The following is a 15,643-nucleotide window of genomic DNA, read 5'->3' as shown; positions in this document are numbered from 1 at the left end:
GTCGATTCTAGTCCTGCTTTTTTGATTGAACATCCATGGCAACCAGCAAATCCTCCCATCTGGCTTTAGGCGATGCAGCCGCACGTCAGTTGGCGAATGCCACCAAGACCGTTCCGCAGCTGCTCGGTATTTCGCCGCGTTGGTTGGTGCCGATGCTGTCCTGGGTTGGGGTTGAGGCCGGCATCTATCGCGTCAACAAGGTCAAGGACGAGTCGCGGGTTCTGACTGCATGCTCACAGCGAGACGAGATCGATCTCCCCGAAACCTTCGTCGATTATGAAGAGGAGCCCCGTGAGTACTTTCTCAGTGCTGTCACAACGACGGTGGATATCCATACGCGAATCTCCGACCTCTACAGCAACCCCCATGATCAGATCCAGCAGCAGCTCAGGCTGGCGATTGAAACGATCAAGGAGCGCCAGGAAAGTGAGCTGATCAACAACAAGGAGTATGGGCTTCTCAATAATGTTATTCCTTCTCAGCGTCTTCAGCCCATCAGTGGCGTCCCCACGCCTGATGATCTCGATCAACTGATCACCAAGGTATGGAAGCAGCCGGCCTTCTTCCTGGCGCACCCCCGTACCATTGCCGCCTTCGGCCGGGAATGCACCCGTCGCGGTGTTCCTCCGGCGACGGTCACCCTCTACGGCTCACCCTTCATCACCTGGAGGGGCCTGCCGATCATTCCCAGCGACAAGCTGAAGATCGAGGCGGGTCGCAGCAGCATTCTGCTGTTGCGCACCGGTGAAGCGCGACAGGGGGTGGTGGGCCTCTACCAGCCAGGCCTTCCCGGCGAACAGGGCATGGGGCTGTCGGTGAAGTTCATGGGTATCGGACGCAAGGCGATCGCCTCCTACCTGATCTCTCTCTACTGCTCACTGGCCGTTCTCACCGAAGACGCCATCGCCGTACTCGAAAACGTTGAAGTGGACAAATTCCATCACTACCAGCATGACTACCGCTGATCACCGCGGGGGCAGTGACGCGGCGGCCCTTCCCCACGGTTTCCCCAGCGAGCTGGAGCTGGAGCGTCTGGCCAGCCTGATCCAGGCCCAGCTTTCTGGCCATCCATCCCCACCCGTGGAGTCCGTGGTCCAGGTCCCCGCCGCTTCGGGAGGAGCCGATCTCGATGTGGATCGTCAACTGCGCGATGACGTTTCCGCGACCCATCTTTCTTCCGGGGCGTCGGAATGGGCGGATCCCCATGCACGCACCCCCCTCGCCATTGAGATTCCCCCTGCCTTCCCTTCCTTGCAGGGGGTGATCAGCCAGTTCCCCGTGGCGATGGACCTGCCCTACTTCGTCGCTGAGCGCGCCCCATTCCCCTCTCGCCTCCCCACCTCGGAGGTCCCCAAACCCGAGGTCATGGCCGGGGCACCGGTGGAGTTCTCGCCCCTGGAGTTCACCCCGCAGGCTTCCCATACGGCCCAACCCCTTGATCCGGCCTACCTGCGGCGCGACTTCCCCATCCTGCAGGAGCGCATCCACGGCCGTTCGCTCGTCTGGCTCGACAATGGCGCCACCACCCAGAAGCCTCTGGCGGTGATCCAACGCCTGGAGCGTTTCTACCGCAGCGAAAACTCCAACATCCACCGGGCGGCCCATGAGCTGGCGGCCCGCGCCACCGAGGCCTATGAGCAGGCGCGCGCCACCTGTGCCCGCTTTCTGCACGCGGCCAGCAGCGAGGAGATCGTCTTCCTCAGGGGCACCACCGAGGCCATCAACCTGGTTGCGCAGTCCTGGGGTCGGCACACCATCGAGCCGGGCGATGAGATCGTGCTCACCCATCTCGAGCACCACGCCAACATCGTGCCCTGGCAGCAGCTGGCCCACGAGAAGGGTGCCCGTCTGCGGGTGGCCCCGGTGGATGACAGCGGTCAGGTGATCCTGGAGGCCTACGAACGTCTCTTCAACGCACGCACGAAGCTGGCGGCCTTCACCCAGGTGTCCAATGCCCTCGGCACGATCCCTCCTGCGGAGGAGATGATCCGGATCGCTCACCGGTACGGGGCCCGTGTTCTGCTGGACGGGGCCCAGGGGATTGCCCACATCCCGGTGGACGTCCAGGCCCTGGATGTGGATTTCTATGTGTTCTCCGGCCACAAGATCTACGGGCCCACCGGCATCGGCGTCCTTTACGGCAAGCGCGATCTGCTGCAGTCCATGCCCCCCTGGCAGGGGGGCGGCAACATGATCCGCGACGTCACCTTCGAGCGCACCCTCTACCAGGACCCGCCCCAGCGCTTTGAGGCCGGTACCGGCAACATCGCTGACGCCGTGGGTCTGGCCACGGCCCTGGAGTACGTGGAGCGGATCGGCATGCACGCGATCGATCGTGCCGAGCAGGACCTTCTGGCCTATGCGACGCCCCTGCTGCTAGCCATTCCAGGACTTCAGTTGTTCGGCCGTGCCGATCACAAGGCTGGCGTGCTCTCGTTCCTGCTCGATGGCCAGTCCCCTGAGGCGGTGGGGTCGGCCCTCAACCAGGAGGGAATCGCCGTGCGTGCTGGCCACCATTGTGCCCAGCCGATCCTGCGTCGCTTTGGCGTGGAGAGCACCGTGCGGGCGACGCTGGGTCTCTACAACACCCACGCCGACGTGGATGCCCTGGTGGCCGCGTTGCGGCGCCTGGCTGCCTGAGCGGACGTCTCCCCCAGATCGGCCTGCCAGGAGAATCGGGCAAGTCATTGTCAGCGCCGACTCAAGATGGAGTGGCCAGGACTACAGCACTACCTCACGGTATCCGTCCTTTTCAGGATCAAACTCAGGAGGGCCTATTCGCCATTGTGGCTGAAACTACAATGACCGTGATTGCGATGACCTTTTGTGAAGTCAATGGAGAGATATCAGGCCCTTGGCGACGAGAATGTCTGTACGCGATGAACCCTTCTTGCCGGATCTTTCGGCTGGAGAGGTACGCGTTTTTCAAACAACCTCATCCCCGCATCGGGAGAAGTAGTCACTGTCATGACCTACGACGCTTTCACCAAACTCATCGCCCAGGCTGATGTCCGCGGCGAGTTTCTCAATTCCGGCCAGCTGGATGCTCTTTCCGGCGTCGTCGCCGACAGTTTCAAGCGTCTGGATGCCGTGAATCGGATCACGTCCAGCGCCTCCACCCTCGTCACCAACGCCGCCCGCGAGCTGTTCGCCCAACAGCCCGCCCTGATCGCGCCAGGCGGCAATGCCTACACCCACCGTCGCGTCGCGGCCTGCCTGCGTGACCTCGACATCATCCTCCGCTATGTCACTTACGCGGTCTATCTCGGCGACGCGTCGGTGCTTGAGGACCGCTGCCTCAACGGTCTGCGCGAGACCTACCTGGCCCTGGGCGTGCCCGGAGCTTCGGTGGCCGAAGGCGTTCGCCTGATCAAGGGTGCAGCGATCGATCTGGTGCTCGACCGCAACGGAATCACCCAGGGGGATTGCTCCGCGCTGGCCTCCGAGATCGGCACCTACTTCGATCGCGCTGCCGCTGCCGTCAGCTGACGGCCTTCCATCCATTCACCTCTGCCATTCATCCCGTCATGTCCAAGACTCCCCTCACCGAAGCCGTTGCTGCCGCCGATTCCCAGGGCCGCTACCTCAGCAACACCGAGCTGAACGCCGCCTTCGGTCGCTACGAGCGCGCCAAGAATGCCCTTGAGGCCGCCAAGGCGCTCACCGCCAAGGCTGACGACCTCGTCAATGGTGCCGCCCAGGCCGTCTACAACAAGTTCCCCTACACCACGCAGCTCCAGGGCAACAACTACGCCTACGACGCCCGCGGCAAGGCCAAGTGCTCCCGTGACATCGGCTACTACCTGCGTCACATCACCTACTCCCTGGTGGCCGGCGGCACGGGCCCCCTCGACGAGTACCTGATCGCCGGTCTCGATGAAATCAACCGCGCCTTCGAACTCTCCCCCTCCTGGTACGTGGAGGCCCTGAACTACATCAAGGCCAACCACGGCATTTCGGGTGACCCCGGCGTCATCGCCAACAACTACATCGACTACGCGATCAACGCCCTGATCTGAAGATCTCCTCCAAGGAACGACCACCGGGGCCCCGCCAGGGCCCCTTTTTGATGGCGCTTCTGGCCGACGGCTCCACCATCCACCGCCTCAGAACCCCGCCTCGTCGAGCATCCCCCGCAGCACCTCGGCGCTGTCGCGCAGCTGCCCCATCTCCTTCTCCGTCAGGGCCATCTGCACCAGGGCGGCGGCGCCGCTGTCGTTGACGATCGTGGGCAGGCTGAGGCAGACATCGGGCAGGCCGTAGTGGCCGTGGCTGCGGCTGCTCACCGTGAGCATCTGGTCCTTGCTGCGCAGCACCGCCTCGACGATCTCGGCAGTGGCCAGCCCGATCGCCCAGGAGGTGCTGCCCTTGAGCCGGATGATCTCGTAGGCCGCCTCGCGCACTTCGGCGTGGAACAGCTCCTGGAGCTCAGGGTCCGCGAGGGTGCGGCTGCCTTCCCAGCCGCCATCGACAAGGCCAGAGCCAGCCACCGTCACCCGGCTCCAGAGCGGCACCTCCGAATCGCCGTGCTCGCCGATCACGCAGGCCTGGACGTCGTGGGGATCGATGCCCAGCCGGCGGCTGATGGCCATGCGGAAGCGGGCCGAATCGAGCACCGTGCCCGAGCCGATCACCCGGTGGGCGGGGAAGCCGCTCAGCTGGCCGGCGATGTGGGTGAGCACATCCACCGGGTTGCTCACCACCAGCAGCACCGCCCGGGGGCAGTGGAGCGCGATCGGCGGTATGAGCCTGCGGAACAGGGCCGCATTGCGCTCGACCAGCTCCCGCCGTGACTGGCCCGGCTGCTGGGCCACACCGGCGGTGATCACCACCAGATCGGCGTCCCGTCCCTCCTCCTCCACGCTCCCGGCCCGCAGGTCCGTGCGGGGCAGGAACGGCAGGCCGTGGCAGAGGTCCATCACCTCCCCCTCCAGCCGGTCATGGGCCACATCCACCAGCACCAGCTCCTCCTGGCAGCCCCGGTGCAGGATCGCCACGGCGCAGGCCATGCCCACGGCGCCGCAGCCCACGATCACCACCTTGCGGCCGGGCAGGGTGCGCCCCCGGGCCTGGGCGCCGGTAGGCAGCAGCAGGTTGCAGAAGGGGGCGGCGGAGCTGCCGCCGACGGCCGGGGTGAGTTCAGGCACCGGCGGCAGGGACCTGGGGATGGCTTGAAGGGATCGTTGCGGTTGGGTTCACAGCGCCTCCGCCCGGGGAATCGGGCCGTCAGCCCAACAGAAACACCCCCGGGCGTCGCTGTCACGGGTCTGGGACCACCGCTGGGGGTGTTCTGCGCGGCCAGCCACCGCTGATCCGTGGCGACCTGATCCCCCTTCAGCTCTTCTCGGCGCCAGCGCCCTTGGTCGCGGTGTCGGTGGCCGGCGCCCGGGGGGGGAGTGCCCCCGCCCGCTTCTGCAGCCAGCCCGTCGTCAGAGCGAGTGTCCCGCTGCAGCCACCGAAGCGCAGCTGCAGCCAGGTGATCACGGCGGCGTCAGCGGCCACGATCGCTTCGATGGGGTCCTGGGGCCGGGCCTGGCCCTGCTCTTTCGCAGGGGAATGCTGTAAGGCCTGGGTCAGGTGCAGTTCCTCCACCAGCTCCGTATCCAGATACCAGAGCTCCACGTCCGCGCCCTTGCGCTGGCGGCGTTCCTCGATCAGCTCCCGCAGCTGGCCGTCCCCACTGAGCTGGCCCCGTGGGGCCACCAGAAAGGAGAGGGAGCGCAGGGGCGCGGCGGCCGGGGCCTCGCTGGTGAAGGACATGGTGGATGGGGTGGGTTGCAACGAATCTGTTGCCATAGAAGCATGTAACAACAGTACCGTTATAACGTGGGCATCAGTGCCCCACCGGGCCCGCTCTCCTTCGGTTCCGTTCCCCATGACCGCCGCCATCCCTGTCGCCATCTCCGACCACGCCAGGCCCGCCGATGTCCTCGCCCGCAAGGGCTTCGGCCCCCGGGTGCGACGGCTCCATGGCCGCATCGGTGCCGCCCACCACCAGGCGGAGGGCATGGCCTTCTCCCGGTCGCTGCTGGCGGGGCAGGCCCACCCCCTCCAGCTGGCGGCCCTGATCCGTGCCCTGGCCCCCGCCTACGACCTGATCGAGGCCCGGGGCCCCCTGCTCGCCGCCGCCCTGGGAGCCGAGGGCTTCCCCTGGGCCGACCTGGCCCGCAGCCGGGCCCTGCGCCAGGACATCGCCGGGCTGGCCGTGGTCCCGGCCACGCCCGCTTCCGCGGCGGCCGCGATCTGGCTGGAGCATCTCCACCGCCTGGCCCAGCAGACCCCGCACCGGTTCATGGCCCACGTCTACGTGCGCTACGGCGGCGATCTCTCCGGAGGCCAGCAACTGGCCGAGCAGGCCAACGGCATCCTTGCGGACCAGGGCCTGCCGCCCCTGCAGTTCTGGGCGTTCCAGCGCCCTATCCCCGCGCTGAAGCAGGAGCTCCATGACGCCATCGAACGGATGGACCTCAGCGCCGAGGAAGAGCTGGAACTGCTCGAGGAAGCGGTGATCGCCTTCCACGACACCCAGCGGTTGCTGGCGGAGCTGGGGGACCTCGCCGCCTGAGCGCCCCTCCACAGCCCATCGGCCCCTCCAACCCCTTCCGCCCCCAACCCCCTTCCCCATGACCCCTGCGGCCACCCTCTCCCCGCGTCCCGCCACCCCGATCGATCTGCTGCTCAAGCACGACCGGCCCGTCCCCCGTTACACGAGCTATCCCACGGCCGCGGCCTTCCACGGCGGCGTCGGTGCGGCCGACCTGGAGGCCCAGCTGGCCCGCCCCACCGACGCGCCGCTGTCGCTCTACGTGCATGTGCCCTTCTGTCGCAACGCCTGCTGGTTCTGCGGCTGCAACCGCATCACCACCGGCGCCGGTTCGAAGGTGGTGGAGCCCTACCTGGAGGCCCTGGCCGGTGAACTGGAGCTGATCAGCCGCCACTCCGCCCAGCGCCGACGCCTCGCCCAGCTGCACTGGGGCGGGGGCACCCCCAACTATCTGACGATCCCCGAGCGCGAGCGCCTCTGGGAGCTGATCGAGCGCCACTTCGATCTGGCGAGCGACCTGGAGGCCTCGATCGAGGTGAATCCGGAGGCCCTCAGCCGGGAGGATGTGATGGAGCTGCGCCGGCTGGGCTTCTCCCGGATCAGCTTCGGCATCCAGGATGCCGACCCCCTGGTGCAGCGTGCAGTGAACCGGGTGGTGCCGGTGGACCAGCTGCGCCGGGCCATGGCCTGGATGCGGGCGGCGGGCTTCGCCAGCGTCAACGTCGATCTGATCTGCGGTCTGCCGCTGCAGACGCCGGAGCGGTTCGACGCCACCCTGGCCCTGGTGCAGGAGCTGCGCCCCGACCGGGTCTCCCTGTTCTCCTTCGCCTACCTGCCCGAGCAGCTGCCCCTGCAGCGGAAAATCGCCGCCGAAGATCTGCCCAGCCAGCGCCAGCGGCTGCAGATGCTGGACAGTGCCGCCGCCCTCCTGGGCGGCTGCGGCTACGACGCCATCGGCATGGACCACTACGCCCTCTCCGGCGACAGCCTGGCCGTGGCGGCCAGAGAGGGGCGCCTGCACCGCAACTTCCAGGGCTACACCACCGGAGGCGACCTGGAGCTGCTGGGGGTGGGGCCCACGGCGATCAGTCAGTTCCCCGGGCTGTTCAGCCAGAACCATCGGGATCTCAAGGCCTATACCGCCAGCCTCGCCGCCGGCCAGCTGCCGGTGGAGCGGGGGCTGGTGGTGAGGGATCCGGAGGTGCTGGAGCGGCGGGAGCTGATCCGCGAGGTGATGTGCCAGTTCAGGGTGGCGATCGATCCGGCCCGCTACGCCGCCGAGTGGGCCGCCCTCGAGGACCTGGCCGACGACGGCCTGGTGCGGCTCAGCCGGGCCGATGGCCGCGGCCTGGTGGAGGTCACCACCTCGGGCCGCTGGCTGATCCGCACCGTGGCGGCCGTGTTCGACCCCTCCCAACGCCAGGCGGCCTCCGGCTCGCGGCTGATCTGAGCGGCCTCAGCAGGGTTCCAGCACGCAGTTGATCTTCAGCTCGAAGGGCACGGCGCTGGCGGGCAGCCGCAGCAGCTGGGCGGTCAGGGTGGCCAGGTCCTCGGGCTGGGTCATGGCGCCGGACGGCAGGGCCGTCACCTGGGAGGCCATGGCAGTGTTGACCCAGCCCGGGCAGATCGCCGTCACCCGGATCCCGGCGTCCCAGCCCTCGTTGCGCATCGACTGGCACAGGGCCATCAGGGCGAACTTGCTGCAGGGGTAGGCCGCCAGGGGGCCCTTCACCCGCTGGCCGCTCATCGACACCAGGGTGATCACCCGCCCGTCGCCGCTGGCCACCAGCGCCGGCCAGGCGGCCCGGGTGAGCCACCAGGGACCCATCAGGTTGACGCGCCACAGGTCCTCGATCTCCTGCTCGTCCCCCGGAGCGAACAGCAGGCCCACCCGGGAAAAGAGACCGGCGCAGTGGATCACCCCGTCGATGGCGCCGAAGCGGGACAGCGTCGCTGCCACCCAAGCCGCCGCCTGGAGGGGGTCGCGCGCCTCGTAGGGATGCACCAACACTCGCTCGCTCCGCCGGTTGGCGGCCTGCCGGAGCGGGCCCTCCGGCAGGGCGTCGGGATCGCGCAGGCCGAGGCTGAGCCGGTGGCCCTCGGCCAGGGCCTGTTCGGCGATGGCCCGGCCGATGCCCCGGCTGGCGCCGCTGATCAGCAGGGTGCGGGGCTGCTCCATGGCCGGCGACGACGGATCCGGAAATCCTGGCCGATGTCCGGTTCAGAGGCCCAAAAAAAATGAGCTGACCGCATGGGCCAGCTCCGGGTGTGGCGCCGTTGCCGGCGGCCGTGGCTCAGAGGGTGGATTCGCCGGATTCGCCGGTGCGGATCCGGATCACCGATTCCACCGGGGTGACGAAGAGCTTGCCGTCGCCGATTTCGCCGGTGTGGGCCGCTTCGGTGATGGCGGCGATCGCCGCGTCCACCTTCGCGGAAGGAACGACGATCTCGATCCTCGCCTTGGGAAGGAACTCGACGGTGAACTCCGTTCCCCGGTAGCGCTCAACCTGGCCTTTCTGGCGGCCGAATCCACGGGAATCGGTGACCGTCATGCCGATGATGTCGAGGGCGACGAGGGCTGTCTTGATGGCATCCACCTTGGAGGGGCGGACCATGGCCGTGATCATTTTCATGGAAGGTTTGTCTTCAGTTGGTCATTGGATCGTACGCCTCTTCCCCGTGAGCCACGAAGTCGAGACCGCGCTCTTCCTCTTCAGGCCCGACGCGCAGAGGCATCAGGGCTCCGAGAATCCAGAGAATAATAGCCGTGCCCAGCGCGACAAATCCATAGGTGAGGATAACGGCTTTGAGCTGGGCGATGAACAGGCCGAAGTTTCCTGATTCCTCAAGGATTTTGGCCGAGAGTGGGAAGTAATCCCCTGGAACCAGCGCCTTGGAGGCGAGAATTCCGGTCAGAAGGGCTCCCACAGTGCCGCCAACACCGTGGACCATGAAGGTGTCCAGCGAATCGTCGAACTGGATGGCGGCCTTGACCCGAACGGCGACGAAGCAGGCCACCGCGGTGAGGATGCCGATCAGGAGCGATTGCTCGATGTACACGAAACCGGCGGCGGGAGTGATGCCCACCAGCCCCGCCACGGCACCGGTGGCCGCACCGACGGCCGTCGGTTTTCCATCCTTGAACCACTCAATCAGGCACCAGGTCAGCAGGGCCGCCGAGGCGGAGGTGGTGGTGGTGAGGAAGGGATAGCCCGCCGTCTTGGAAGCGAACATGCTGGCCCCGTTGAAGCCGAACCAGCCGAACCACAGCAGACCCGCCCCCAGCAGGATGAAGGGGACGTTGTGGGGTGGTCGTTTGCTGTTGGGCCAGGTGGTGCGCGGCCCGATGATGGCGGCCGCCACCAGGGCTGCCACGCCGGACGCGATGTGGACGACGGTTCCGCCGGCGAAATCGATCGCCCCGATCGATCCGAACGGACCGATGAAGCCGCCGCCCCACACCATCTTGGCCATCGGGGAATAGATCAGCAGGCTCCAGATCAGGCAGAACCAGAACCAGGCCTTGAAACTGACCCGCTCCACCAGGGCGCCGGAGATCAGGGCCGGAGTGATGATGGCGAACATGCCCTGGAACAGGGCGAAGGAGGTGGCGCTGATCGGGAAGCCGGCGGCCAGGGGCTGGTCGCCGAGCTCACCACCGACGCCATGCAGGAACATCGCACCCAGGCCGCCGATGAAGGGGCTGCCGAAGCCGGTGTCGAAGGCCAGGCTGTAGCCGATCACCACCCACAGGACCCCGATGAGCCCCATCATGAAGAAGCTCATCATCATGCAGTTCAACACGTTCTTGGGACGTGTGAACCCTCCATAGAAAAAGGCCAGGCCCGGTGTCATCAGCAGGACCAGGGCCGAACCCACCAGCATCAGCAGGGTGTCGGCCCCGTCGGTGGGGGCCATGGCCAGAGCTGCCCTGGCCGAGCCGGCCAGCAACGGACCGATGCCGGCGCCCGCCGCCAGCAGAAAGAAGGCGATCCGCCTGAGTCGTTGGTCCTGGAGGCCACCCAGGCATCTGTTGCGAAAGCGGTTGAAGGTCGTCAGTGCGGACGACGACGCCCCACTGGTCGGTGATCCATGCATCGGAAAAGGGGGAATGCTTGGAATGGGCAGAAATCACCCTCAACGCTTGCCTGACATGCCTGTGTAGCGAATCCGACATTCCGACCCTCCAGCCAGTGAACGGTCACAAAAAAGCCGGGGCTGCGCCCCGGCATTAGTTTTGAGGGTCTGGCCGGATGATGCCGCTCAGGCGACGGCGGCGGCGGCGCGGTCGAAGTAGGTTCCCACTTCCGACATCAGGGCGGAGCAGTCACCGGGGGTGATGCCGTTGCGATCGTTGGCGATGGCGATGGCGGCGTCCTTCATCTTGCGGATCCCTTCGGCCACGGAGGCACCGGGCACGCCAAGGGCCAGGTAGGTCTCCCGCAGGCCGTTGAGGCAGCGGTCCTCGAGCACGGAGGCGTCGCCGGTGAAGATCGCATAGGTGATGTAGCGCAGCACGATCTCCATGTCGCGCAGACAGGCGGCCATGCGGCGATGGGTGTAGGCGTTGCCGCCGGGGGCGATCAGGGCGGGCTGCTGATCGAACAGATCGCGGGCGGCGTTGGTGACGATCTTGGAGGCATTCGAGGTGATGCGGTTGACCGTGTCCATCCGCTTGTTGCTCTCGGCCACCATGGCTCCCAGGGCGTCGATCTGGCCGGGGCTGAGGAATTCGCCGCGGGCGTCGGCCTGGGCGACGAGCTTGGTGAAGGCGTCGAACATGGGGGCTGCTGGAAAGCGTGGAGTTGTGAACTTTAGATTCGCCGGCCCTGCTGGTGCGAGCGCGCCGGAGGAAGCGCCCCTGCCGGCCTGACTAGGGTGATGGCCCCCGCCCCCCCGCATGGCCGGCTCCGCAACCAGGCCTCCCGAGCCGATGGACTGGGGTGCGCTGGCCCTGGCGGCCAGCCCGTTGCCGGGCGATCGAACGGCCGGCCCCGCCAGCCCCCAGGCCCGGCTGAGGCTGTTCGGCCGCCCGGAGGCGGAGGTCCGGGTCACGCTGTACCGCGATCACCACGCCTGGTGTCCGTACTGCCAGAAGGTCTGGCTGTGGCTCGAGGAGAAGCGGATTCCCTATCGGATCCGCAAGGTGACGATGTTCTGCTACGGGCAGAAGGAGCCCTGGTACACCGAGCGGGTGCCCAGCGGCATGTTGCCGGCCCTGGAGCTGGATGGTCGGCTGCTCACCGAAAGCGACCGCATCCTCGAGGCCCTCGAGCAGAGCTTCGGCCCCCTCGGCGACTCGATGCAGTCGTCCCGGGCCTTGCCGCTGCGCCAGCTGGAGCGTCAGCTGTTCCGGGCCTGGTGCCAGTGGCTCTGCGTCCCGGCCCGGGGGGCCGCCGAGGAGGCCTGGGGCCGGGAGGGCTTCGACCGCTGGGCGGAGCGCTTCGCGACCGCCCTCGACGCCCAGGCGGGAGCTTTTCTGCTCGGGGACCTGGGCACGGTGGATCTGATCTTCGTGCCCTACGTCGAGCGCATGAACGCCAGCCTGGCCTACTACAAGGGCTACCTCCTGCGGGAGCGCCATCCGGCCATCGATCGCTGGTTCCGGGCCCTCGAGGAGCGCCCCACCTACCTCGGCACCCAGAGCGATTTCCACACCCACGCCCATGACCTGCCCCCCCAGATGGGGGGCTGTTACGCCAGCGGCAGCGGCGAGCAGCGGGATCTGGCCGACCGGATCGATGCCGGTCCCTGGCCGATCGTGGCGCCACCCGGCGCCGACCCGGAAACCAGCCAGAGCGAGCCGGCCGACGCGGCCTCCGTGGCTCTGGCCCGGGTTCTCCGGCACCGGGGGGCCCTCCTGGCGCGCAATCCCCTCGGAGCCGAGGGGTTCGAGCGGCCATTGCGCTGCGCCCTCACCCGGCTGATCACGGGCCTGGACTGTCCGCCTCCCCCCGGTTCGGCCGGGGGCCTGCGCTACCTGCGGGATCGCATCAGCGTGCCCCGGGACATGCCGCTGCACGCGGCCCGCCTGCTGCGGCGTTCCCTGGAGGCCACCGCCCGCCTCGATCCGGCCGATCCCTCGGCGGCGGGGGAACCGATCCCGGTGCAGCATCGCCGTGACCAGGATCCCTCCCCCTTCCTGGCCGTCGCCAGCCGCCCCCCGGGCGGCGGCCCCTAGGGTTGGATCGGTGCCGGTGGAGGCGATGGCAGACGTTTCGGCTCGTGCCCCCCTGGGGGGTCTCCGCCGGCTGGTGCCGCCCCTGGCCGTCCTGACCCTGGCCATGGCGGCCGCCGCCCCCGCCGCCCTCGCCCAGGAACCGGGCGGTCGCACCCAGTTCCTGCGCGCCCCCTGGAAGGTCACCCTCACCAGTTACACCACCAACGTGGGCCAGTCGCCGGCGGAGTACTTCTTCACCCTCAGCCTGGAGGCGGGCGCAGGGGCCTCCCTCGGTGGCATGACCATCCAGCAGATCCGCGGCGCCGACTGGCAGTTCCCGTTTGCGGTCGAGCGCACCCGTGCCTTTCTCGGGGTGCCCCGCCGTGAGGGGCCCCGGATCCCGGTGCAGGCCGGGTTCGACCCTGCGGCCAGGCGCTTCGACCTCAGCTTCCCCGAGCCCGTGCCGCCCGGCGCGACCGTCACGGTGTCGCTGCGGCCCTGGACCAATCCCGTCCAGGCCGACACCTACCTGTTCCAGGTGACGGCGATCCCTGCCGGCCCCGGGCCTGTTCCCAGCCCCGTGGGGGTGGGGACCCTGAGGATCTACCAGCCCAACGAGTGGTGAGACGATCGGCCGTTGTCGCTGGTCAGGCGCCAGGATGGTGCCCCCAAAGGATGTCCACGATGCAGGCCAGCTGGAACGGAAAGGTGATCGCCAGCAGTGACGACATCGTGACGGTGGAAGGCAATGCCTACTTCCCGGCCGAGGCCCTCGACCCGGCTTTCATCCGCACCTCCAGCCACCGCTCGTTCTGCGGCTGGAAGGGGGAAGCCCACTACTACGACCTGATCGTCGACGGCAAGGAGAATGCCAACGCTGTGTGGTTTTACCCGGAGCCGAAGGAAGCGGCCAGCAACATCCGGGGCCGGGTGGCCTTCTGGAAAGGGGTGACGGTGACCTGAGGCCCCAGGGGCCTCATGATCAGGTGCCGGGATAGCGGAGGGTGCGCCACTCGCCGCTGAGGGTGCTCACCTCCACGCCGATGCCGACAGGACCCTGGACGGGGCCGAACTCCTCCTGCCACCAGTGGAGCGCCTCGCTCCAGGCGGCATCCAGGGATTCGTAGAGGTCGTCGAGGATGGGATGGGGCTCACCCTGCAGATCCACCAGCCGGTAGGTGCGGCACGTCTGGGCGCTGCTGCGCGTCTGGGAGATGCTGCGCGAGCGGGAGGACTGAGGTAAGGAGATCGCCACGTCTTGCCTCGTATACAGGATTGGCATTCTGGCCCCTGTGCCAGATCGGAACTGTCACCTTCACAACATCTTTCGGTGTTGCTCCGTAACCGGTGCGGCGCTGGCCGCCCGGGTGGGCGGGCGTTTCCTTCCCGTGCGATGGCTCACCTGGCGGCTGCGTTCCTGGTAACGGTGGACGACCGCCAGCCGCTCCTCCTGGTAGGCCTGCAGCGCCAGCTGCGGTGTGGCGGCGGCGCCCGGCGCGAGCGTTGCCGCCAGGGCCACCGCATCCTCCAGTCCCGCCGTCATCCCCCGGGCCTGGGAGGAGCTCATGGCATGGGCGGCGTCGCCGATCAGGGCCACCCGCCCGGCCACGATGGCGGGCAGGGGATCGATGTCGAACGACCAGTTGGCCACCACGCCCTCCGGGGCGGTGGCGGCGATCACGGCGGCGGCATCAGCCGGAAGCTTGGCGAGGGCGGCGGCGGGCACCCCCTCTTCCAGAAGCCGCTGCCGGGTCTCCCGGTCGTCGGGAAGCTCCTCCTCCTGGAAGAAGCCCCAGTGGGTGCGCCCACGACCCTCCCGGTCGGGCCCCAGGTCGAAGAAATTGGCGTAGATGCCCCGGCCCCGGGCATAGACGAAGAAATCTCCGCCCCTGCAGAAGCTTTCGTCGCTCACCACCCCCCGCCAGACCCGGTCCCCCAGGTACTGAAGGCGCCGATCCGGGCAGAGCAGGGCCGCCACCCGGGAGAAGATTCCATCGGCCCCCACCAGCAGATCCCCGGTCCACTGCCGGCCGTCGGCGAAGCGGGCCACGACCCCGTCCTCCCCCTGGCTCCAGCTGACGAGCGCATGGTCGCCGTGGAAGCCGGCGGGATCGAAATGGCCCCAGAGGGCATCGAGAATGGCGCGGCGGTGGATCAGCAGGGAGGGCAGCTCCCCGGCCTCCCGCTCGGCCGGGCTGGCCTCGATCAGGTCGCCCCGGAGGTTGCGGAACACGAACCGCTGCACCGGATGGCCGCCGGCGAGCAGGTCGTCGAGCAGGCCCGGGACGGCGGCCGCCGCCACCGCCTCCACACCGCTCTTCACCAGCAGAATCCCGCAGCCCTCGGTGCGCAGCCGTCCGGAGCGCTCGAACAGGCAGACCCGGTGGCCCTGGCGCTGCAGCATCAGGGCGAGCAGCAGGCCGGAACTGCCGGCCCCCACCACGGCGATGCGGAGGCCGGCGGGGGCGAAACTCATGCGCTCACGGCGGGCTGCAGGATGCTGGCATGGAGAACGTCCATCACCTCCAGCACCTTGGTGGTCTCCTCCGGGTCCAGGCGCAGGGTGCTGGCCAGGTCGGCGAGGATCGCCTGCTCCTGGTCCTGCAGAGGGCCATCGGAGCGCATGATCTCCGCCGCCACCGCATAGGCCGTGTGCCGCTGCCGGTCGTCGAGCACCGCGGCCGCCTCCTCCATCAGGCCGATCGCCCCCTTGGCCCGCAGCCCCTGGAGCAGGGTGTCCATCAGGCTGATCATCTCCTTGTCGCTCCTGCCCTTGAAGGGGGCGCGGTAGTCGAGGGCGTGGCGAAGGGCCCGCGTGCCCGCCATGGTGAGGGCACCGTCCCAGGAGACGGCGGCGAGAGCGACCGCGGCGAAGGCCGTAGGGGCGTCCATGGACAACGTGGAAAGCTTGGGACCCCCTGTCATCGTTCGCTCCAGGG

General features: G+C 68.0%; 18 protein-coding genes. 9 read left to right on the top strand and 9 right to left on the bottom strand.

Annotated features, from left to right (window positions below; all coding sequences use genetic code 11):
• Positions 1-35 precede the first annotated feature (35 nt).
• The 4 genes from L107_RS12225 to cpcA all read left to right on the top strand — a co-directional run bounded on the left by L107_RS12225 (position 36) and on the right by cpcA (position 4,019).
• On the top strand, positions 36-965 hold the full coding sequence (locus L107_RS12225) for a family 2A encapsulin nanocompartment shell protein (protein WP_015108669.1): 930 nt from the start codon (positions 36-38) through the stop codon (positions 963-965).
• Positions 952-2,640: a cysteine desulfurase gene (locus L107_RS12220; protein WP_159819173.1), complete on the top strand. Its 1,689-nt coding sequence runs from the start codon at positions 952-954 to the stop codon at positions 2,638-2,640. Before L107_RS12225 ends, L107_RS12220 begins: the two co-directional genes overlap by 14 nt.
• A 327-nt stretch (positions 2,641-2,967) precedes the next feature.
• A complete protein-coding gene (locus tag L107_RS12215) occupies positions 2,968-3,489 on the top strand; it encodes a phycocyanin subunit beta (protein WP_106222827.1) in 522 nt (173 codons plus the stop codon).
• A 38-nt stretch (positions 3,490-3,527) separates the two neighbouring features.
• Positions 3,528-4,019 (top strand): phycocyanin subunit alpha, encoded by a 492-nt coding sequence (gene cpcA, locus L107_RS12210; RefSeq protein WP_159819171.1) that lies wholly within the window; start codon positions 3,528-3,530, stop codon positions 4,017-4,019.
• An 87-nt stretch (positions 4,020-4,106) separates the two neighbouring features.
• On the opposite strand, the gene L107_RS12205 is transcribed toward cpcA, so the two are convergent.
• Together L107_RS12205 and L107_RS12200 are read right to left on the bottom strand one after the other, a co-directional pair.
• Positions 4,107-5,039: an L-lactate dehydrogenase gene (locus L107_RS12205; RefSeq protein ID WP_255451617.1), complete on the bottom strand. Its 933-nt coding sequence runs from the start codon at positions 5,037-5,039 to the stop codon at positions 4,107-4,109.
• 295 nt (positions 5,040-5,334) lie between these two features.
• Complete coding sequence (locus L107_RS12200; RefSeq protein WP_159819169.1) at positions 5,335-5,760, bottom strand: hypothetical protein; 426 nt, start codon at positions 5,758-5,760, stop codon at positions 5,335-5,337.
• A 115-nt stretch (positions 5,761-5,875) separates the two neighbouring features.
• Here L107_RS12200 and L107_RS12195 point away from each other — a divergent pair, with 115 nt between their 5' ends.
• Both L107_RS12195 and hemN read left to right on the top strand, forming a co-directional pair.
• Entirely contained in the window at positions 5,876-6,565 is a 690-nt protein-coding gene (locus tag L107_RS12195) for a biliverdin-producing heme oxygenase (RefSeq protein WP_159819167.1), read from the top strand.
• Positions 6,566-6,623: 58 nt separating this feature from the next.
• On the top strand, positions 6,624-7,994 hold the full coding sequence (gene hemN / locus L107_RS12190) for an oxygen-independent coproporphyrinogen III oxidase (protein WP_159819165.1): 1,371 nt from the start codon (positions 6,624-6,626) through the stop codon (positions 7,992-7,994).
• Between the two features lie 6 nt (positions 7,995-8,000).
• Here hemN and L107_RS12185 read toward each other — a convergent pair whose 3' ends face one another.
• The 4 genes from L107_RS12185 to L107_RS12170 all read right to left on the bottom strand — a co-directional run bounded on the left by L107_RS12185 (position 8,001) and on the right by L107_RS12170 (position 11,326).
• On the bottom strand, positions 8,001-8,723 hold the full coding sequence (locus tag L107_RS12185; RefSeq protein WP_159819163.1) for an SDR family NAD(P)-dependent oxidoreductase: 723 nt from the start codon (positions 8,721-8,723) through the stop codon (positions 8,001-8,003).
• A gap of 115 nt (positions 8,724-8,838) precedes the next feature.
• Entirely contained in the window at positions 8,839-9,177 is a 339-nt protein-coding gene (locus L107_RS12180; protein WP_159819162.1) for a P-II family nitrogen regulator, read from the bottom strand.
• A gap of 13 nt (positions 9,178-9,190) precedes the next feature.
• Positions 9,191-10,462 carry an ammonium transporter gene (locus L107_RS12175; RefSeq protein ID WP_370515488.1) on the bottom strand — a complete coding sequence of 424 codons (1,272 nt, stop codon included), beginning with the start codon at positions 10,460-10,462 and terminating at the stop codon, positions 9,191-9,193.
• A 345-nt stretch (positions 10,463-10,807) separates the two neighbouring features.
• A complete protein-coding gene (locus L107_RS12170; RefSeq protein ID WP_015108656.1) occupies positions 10,808-11,326 on the bottom strand; it encodes a phycocyanin subunit beta in 519 nt (172 codons plus the stop codon).
• Positions 11,327-11,444: 118 nt separating this feature from the next.
• On the opposite strand from L107_RS12170, the gene L107_RS12165 reads away from it, so the two are divergent.
• Genes L107_RS12165 through L107_RS12155 form a run of 3 tightly spaced genes read left to right on the top strand, consistent with a single transcriptional unit; the run spans position 11,445 to position 13,667 of the window.
• Positions 11,445-12,725, top strand: a complete 1,281-nt coding sequence (locus tag L107_RS12165; protein WP_159819160.1) for a glutathione S-transferase family protein — start codon at positions 11,445-11,447, stop codon at positions 12,723-12,725.
• 25 nt (positions 12,726-12,750) lie between these two features.
• On the top strand, positions 12,751-13,329 hold the full coding sequence (locus tag L107_RS12160) for a DUF2808 domain-containing protein (protein WP_159819158.1): 579 nt from the start codon (positions 12,751-12,753) through the stop codon (positions 13,327-13,329).
• A gap of 50 nt (positions 13,330-13,379) precedes the next feature.
• Entirely contained in the window at positions 13,380-13,667 is a 288-nt protein-coding gene (locus tag L107_RS12155; RefSeq protein WP_370515487.1) for a DUF427 domain-containing protein, read from the top strand.
• 19 nt (positions 13,668-13,686) lie between these two features.
• Here L107_RS12155 and L107_RS12150 read toward each other — a convergent pair whose 3' ends face one another.
• Genes L107_RS12150 through L107_RS12140 form a run of 3 tightly spaced genes read right to left on the bottom strand, consistent with a single transcriptional unit; the run spans position 13,687 to position 15,596 of the window.
• Complete coding sequence (locus tag L107_RS12150) at positions 13,687-13,959, bottom strand: hypothetical protein (protein WP_236550665.1); 273 nt, start codon at positions 13,957-13,959, stop codon at positions 13,687-13,689.
• Between the two features lie 60 nt (positions 13,960-14,019).
• Positions 14,020-15,180 (bottom strand): NAD(P)/FAD-dependent oxidoreductase, encoded by a 1,161-nt coding sequence (locus tag L107_RS12145; protein WP_159819154.1) that lies wholly within the window; start codon positions 15,178-15,180, stop codon positions 14,020-14,022.
• Entirely contained in the window at positions 15,177-15,596 is a 420-nt protein-coding gene (locus tag L107_RS12140; protein WP_236550664.1) for a tellurite resistance TerB family protein, read from the bottom strand. The genes L107_RS12145 and L107_RS12140 overlap by 4 nt, the downstream gene beginning before the upstream one ends.
• Positions 15,597-15,643: the final 47 nt, after the last annotated feature.

This window comes from Cyanobium sp. Copco_Reservoir_LC18, from assembly GCF_009834675.1.
Lineage (GTDB): Bacteria > Cyanobacteriota > Cyanobacteriia > PCC-6307 > Cyanobiaceae > Cyanobium > Cyanobium minutissimum.
This window is presented reverse-complemented; position numbering and strand designations above follow the sequence as displayed.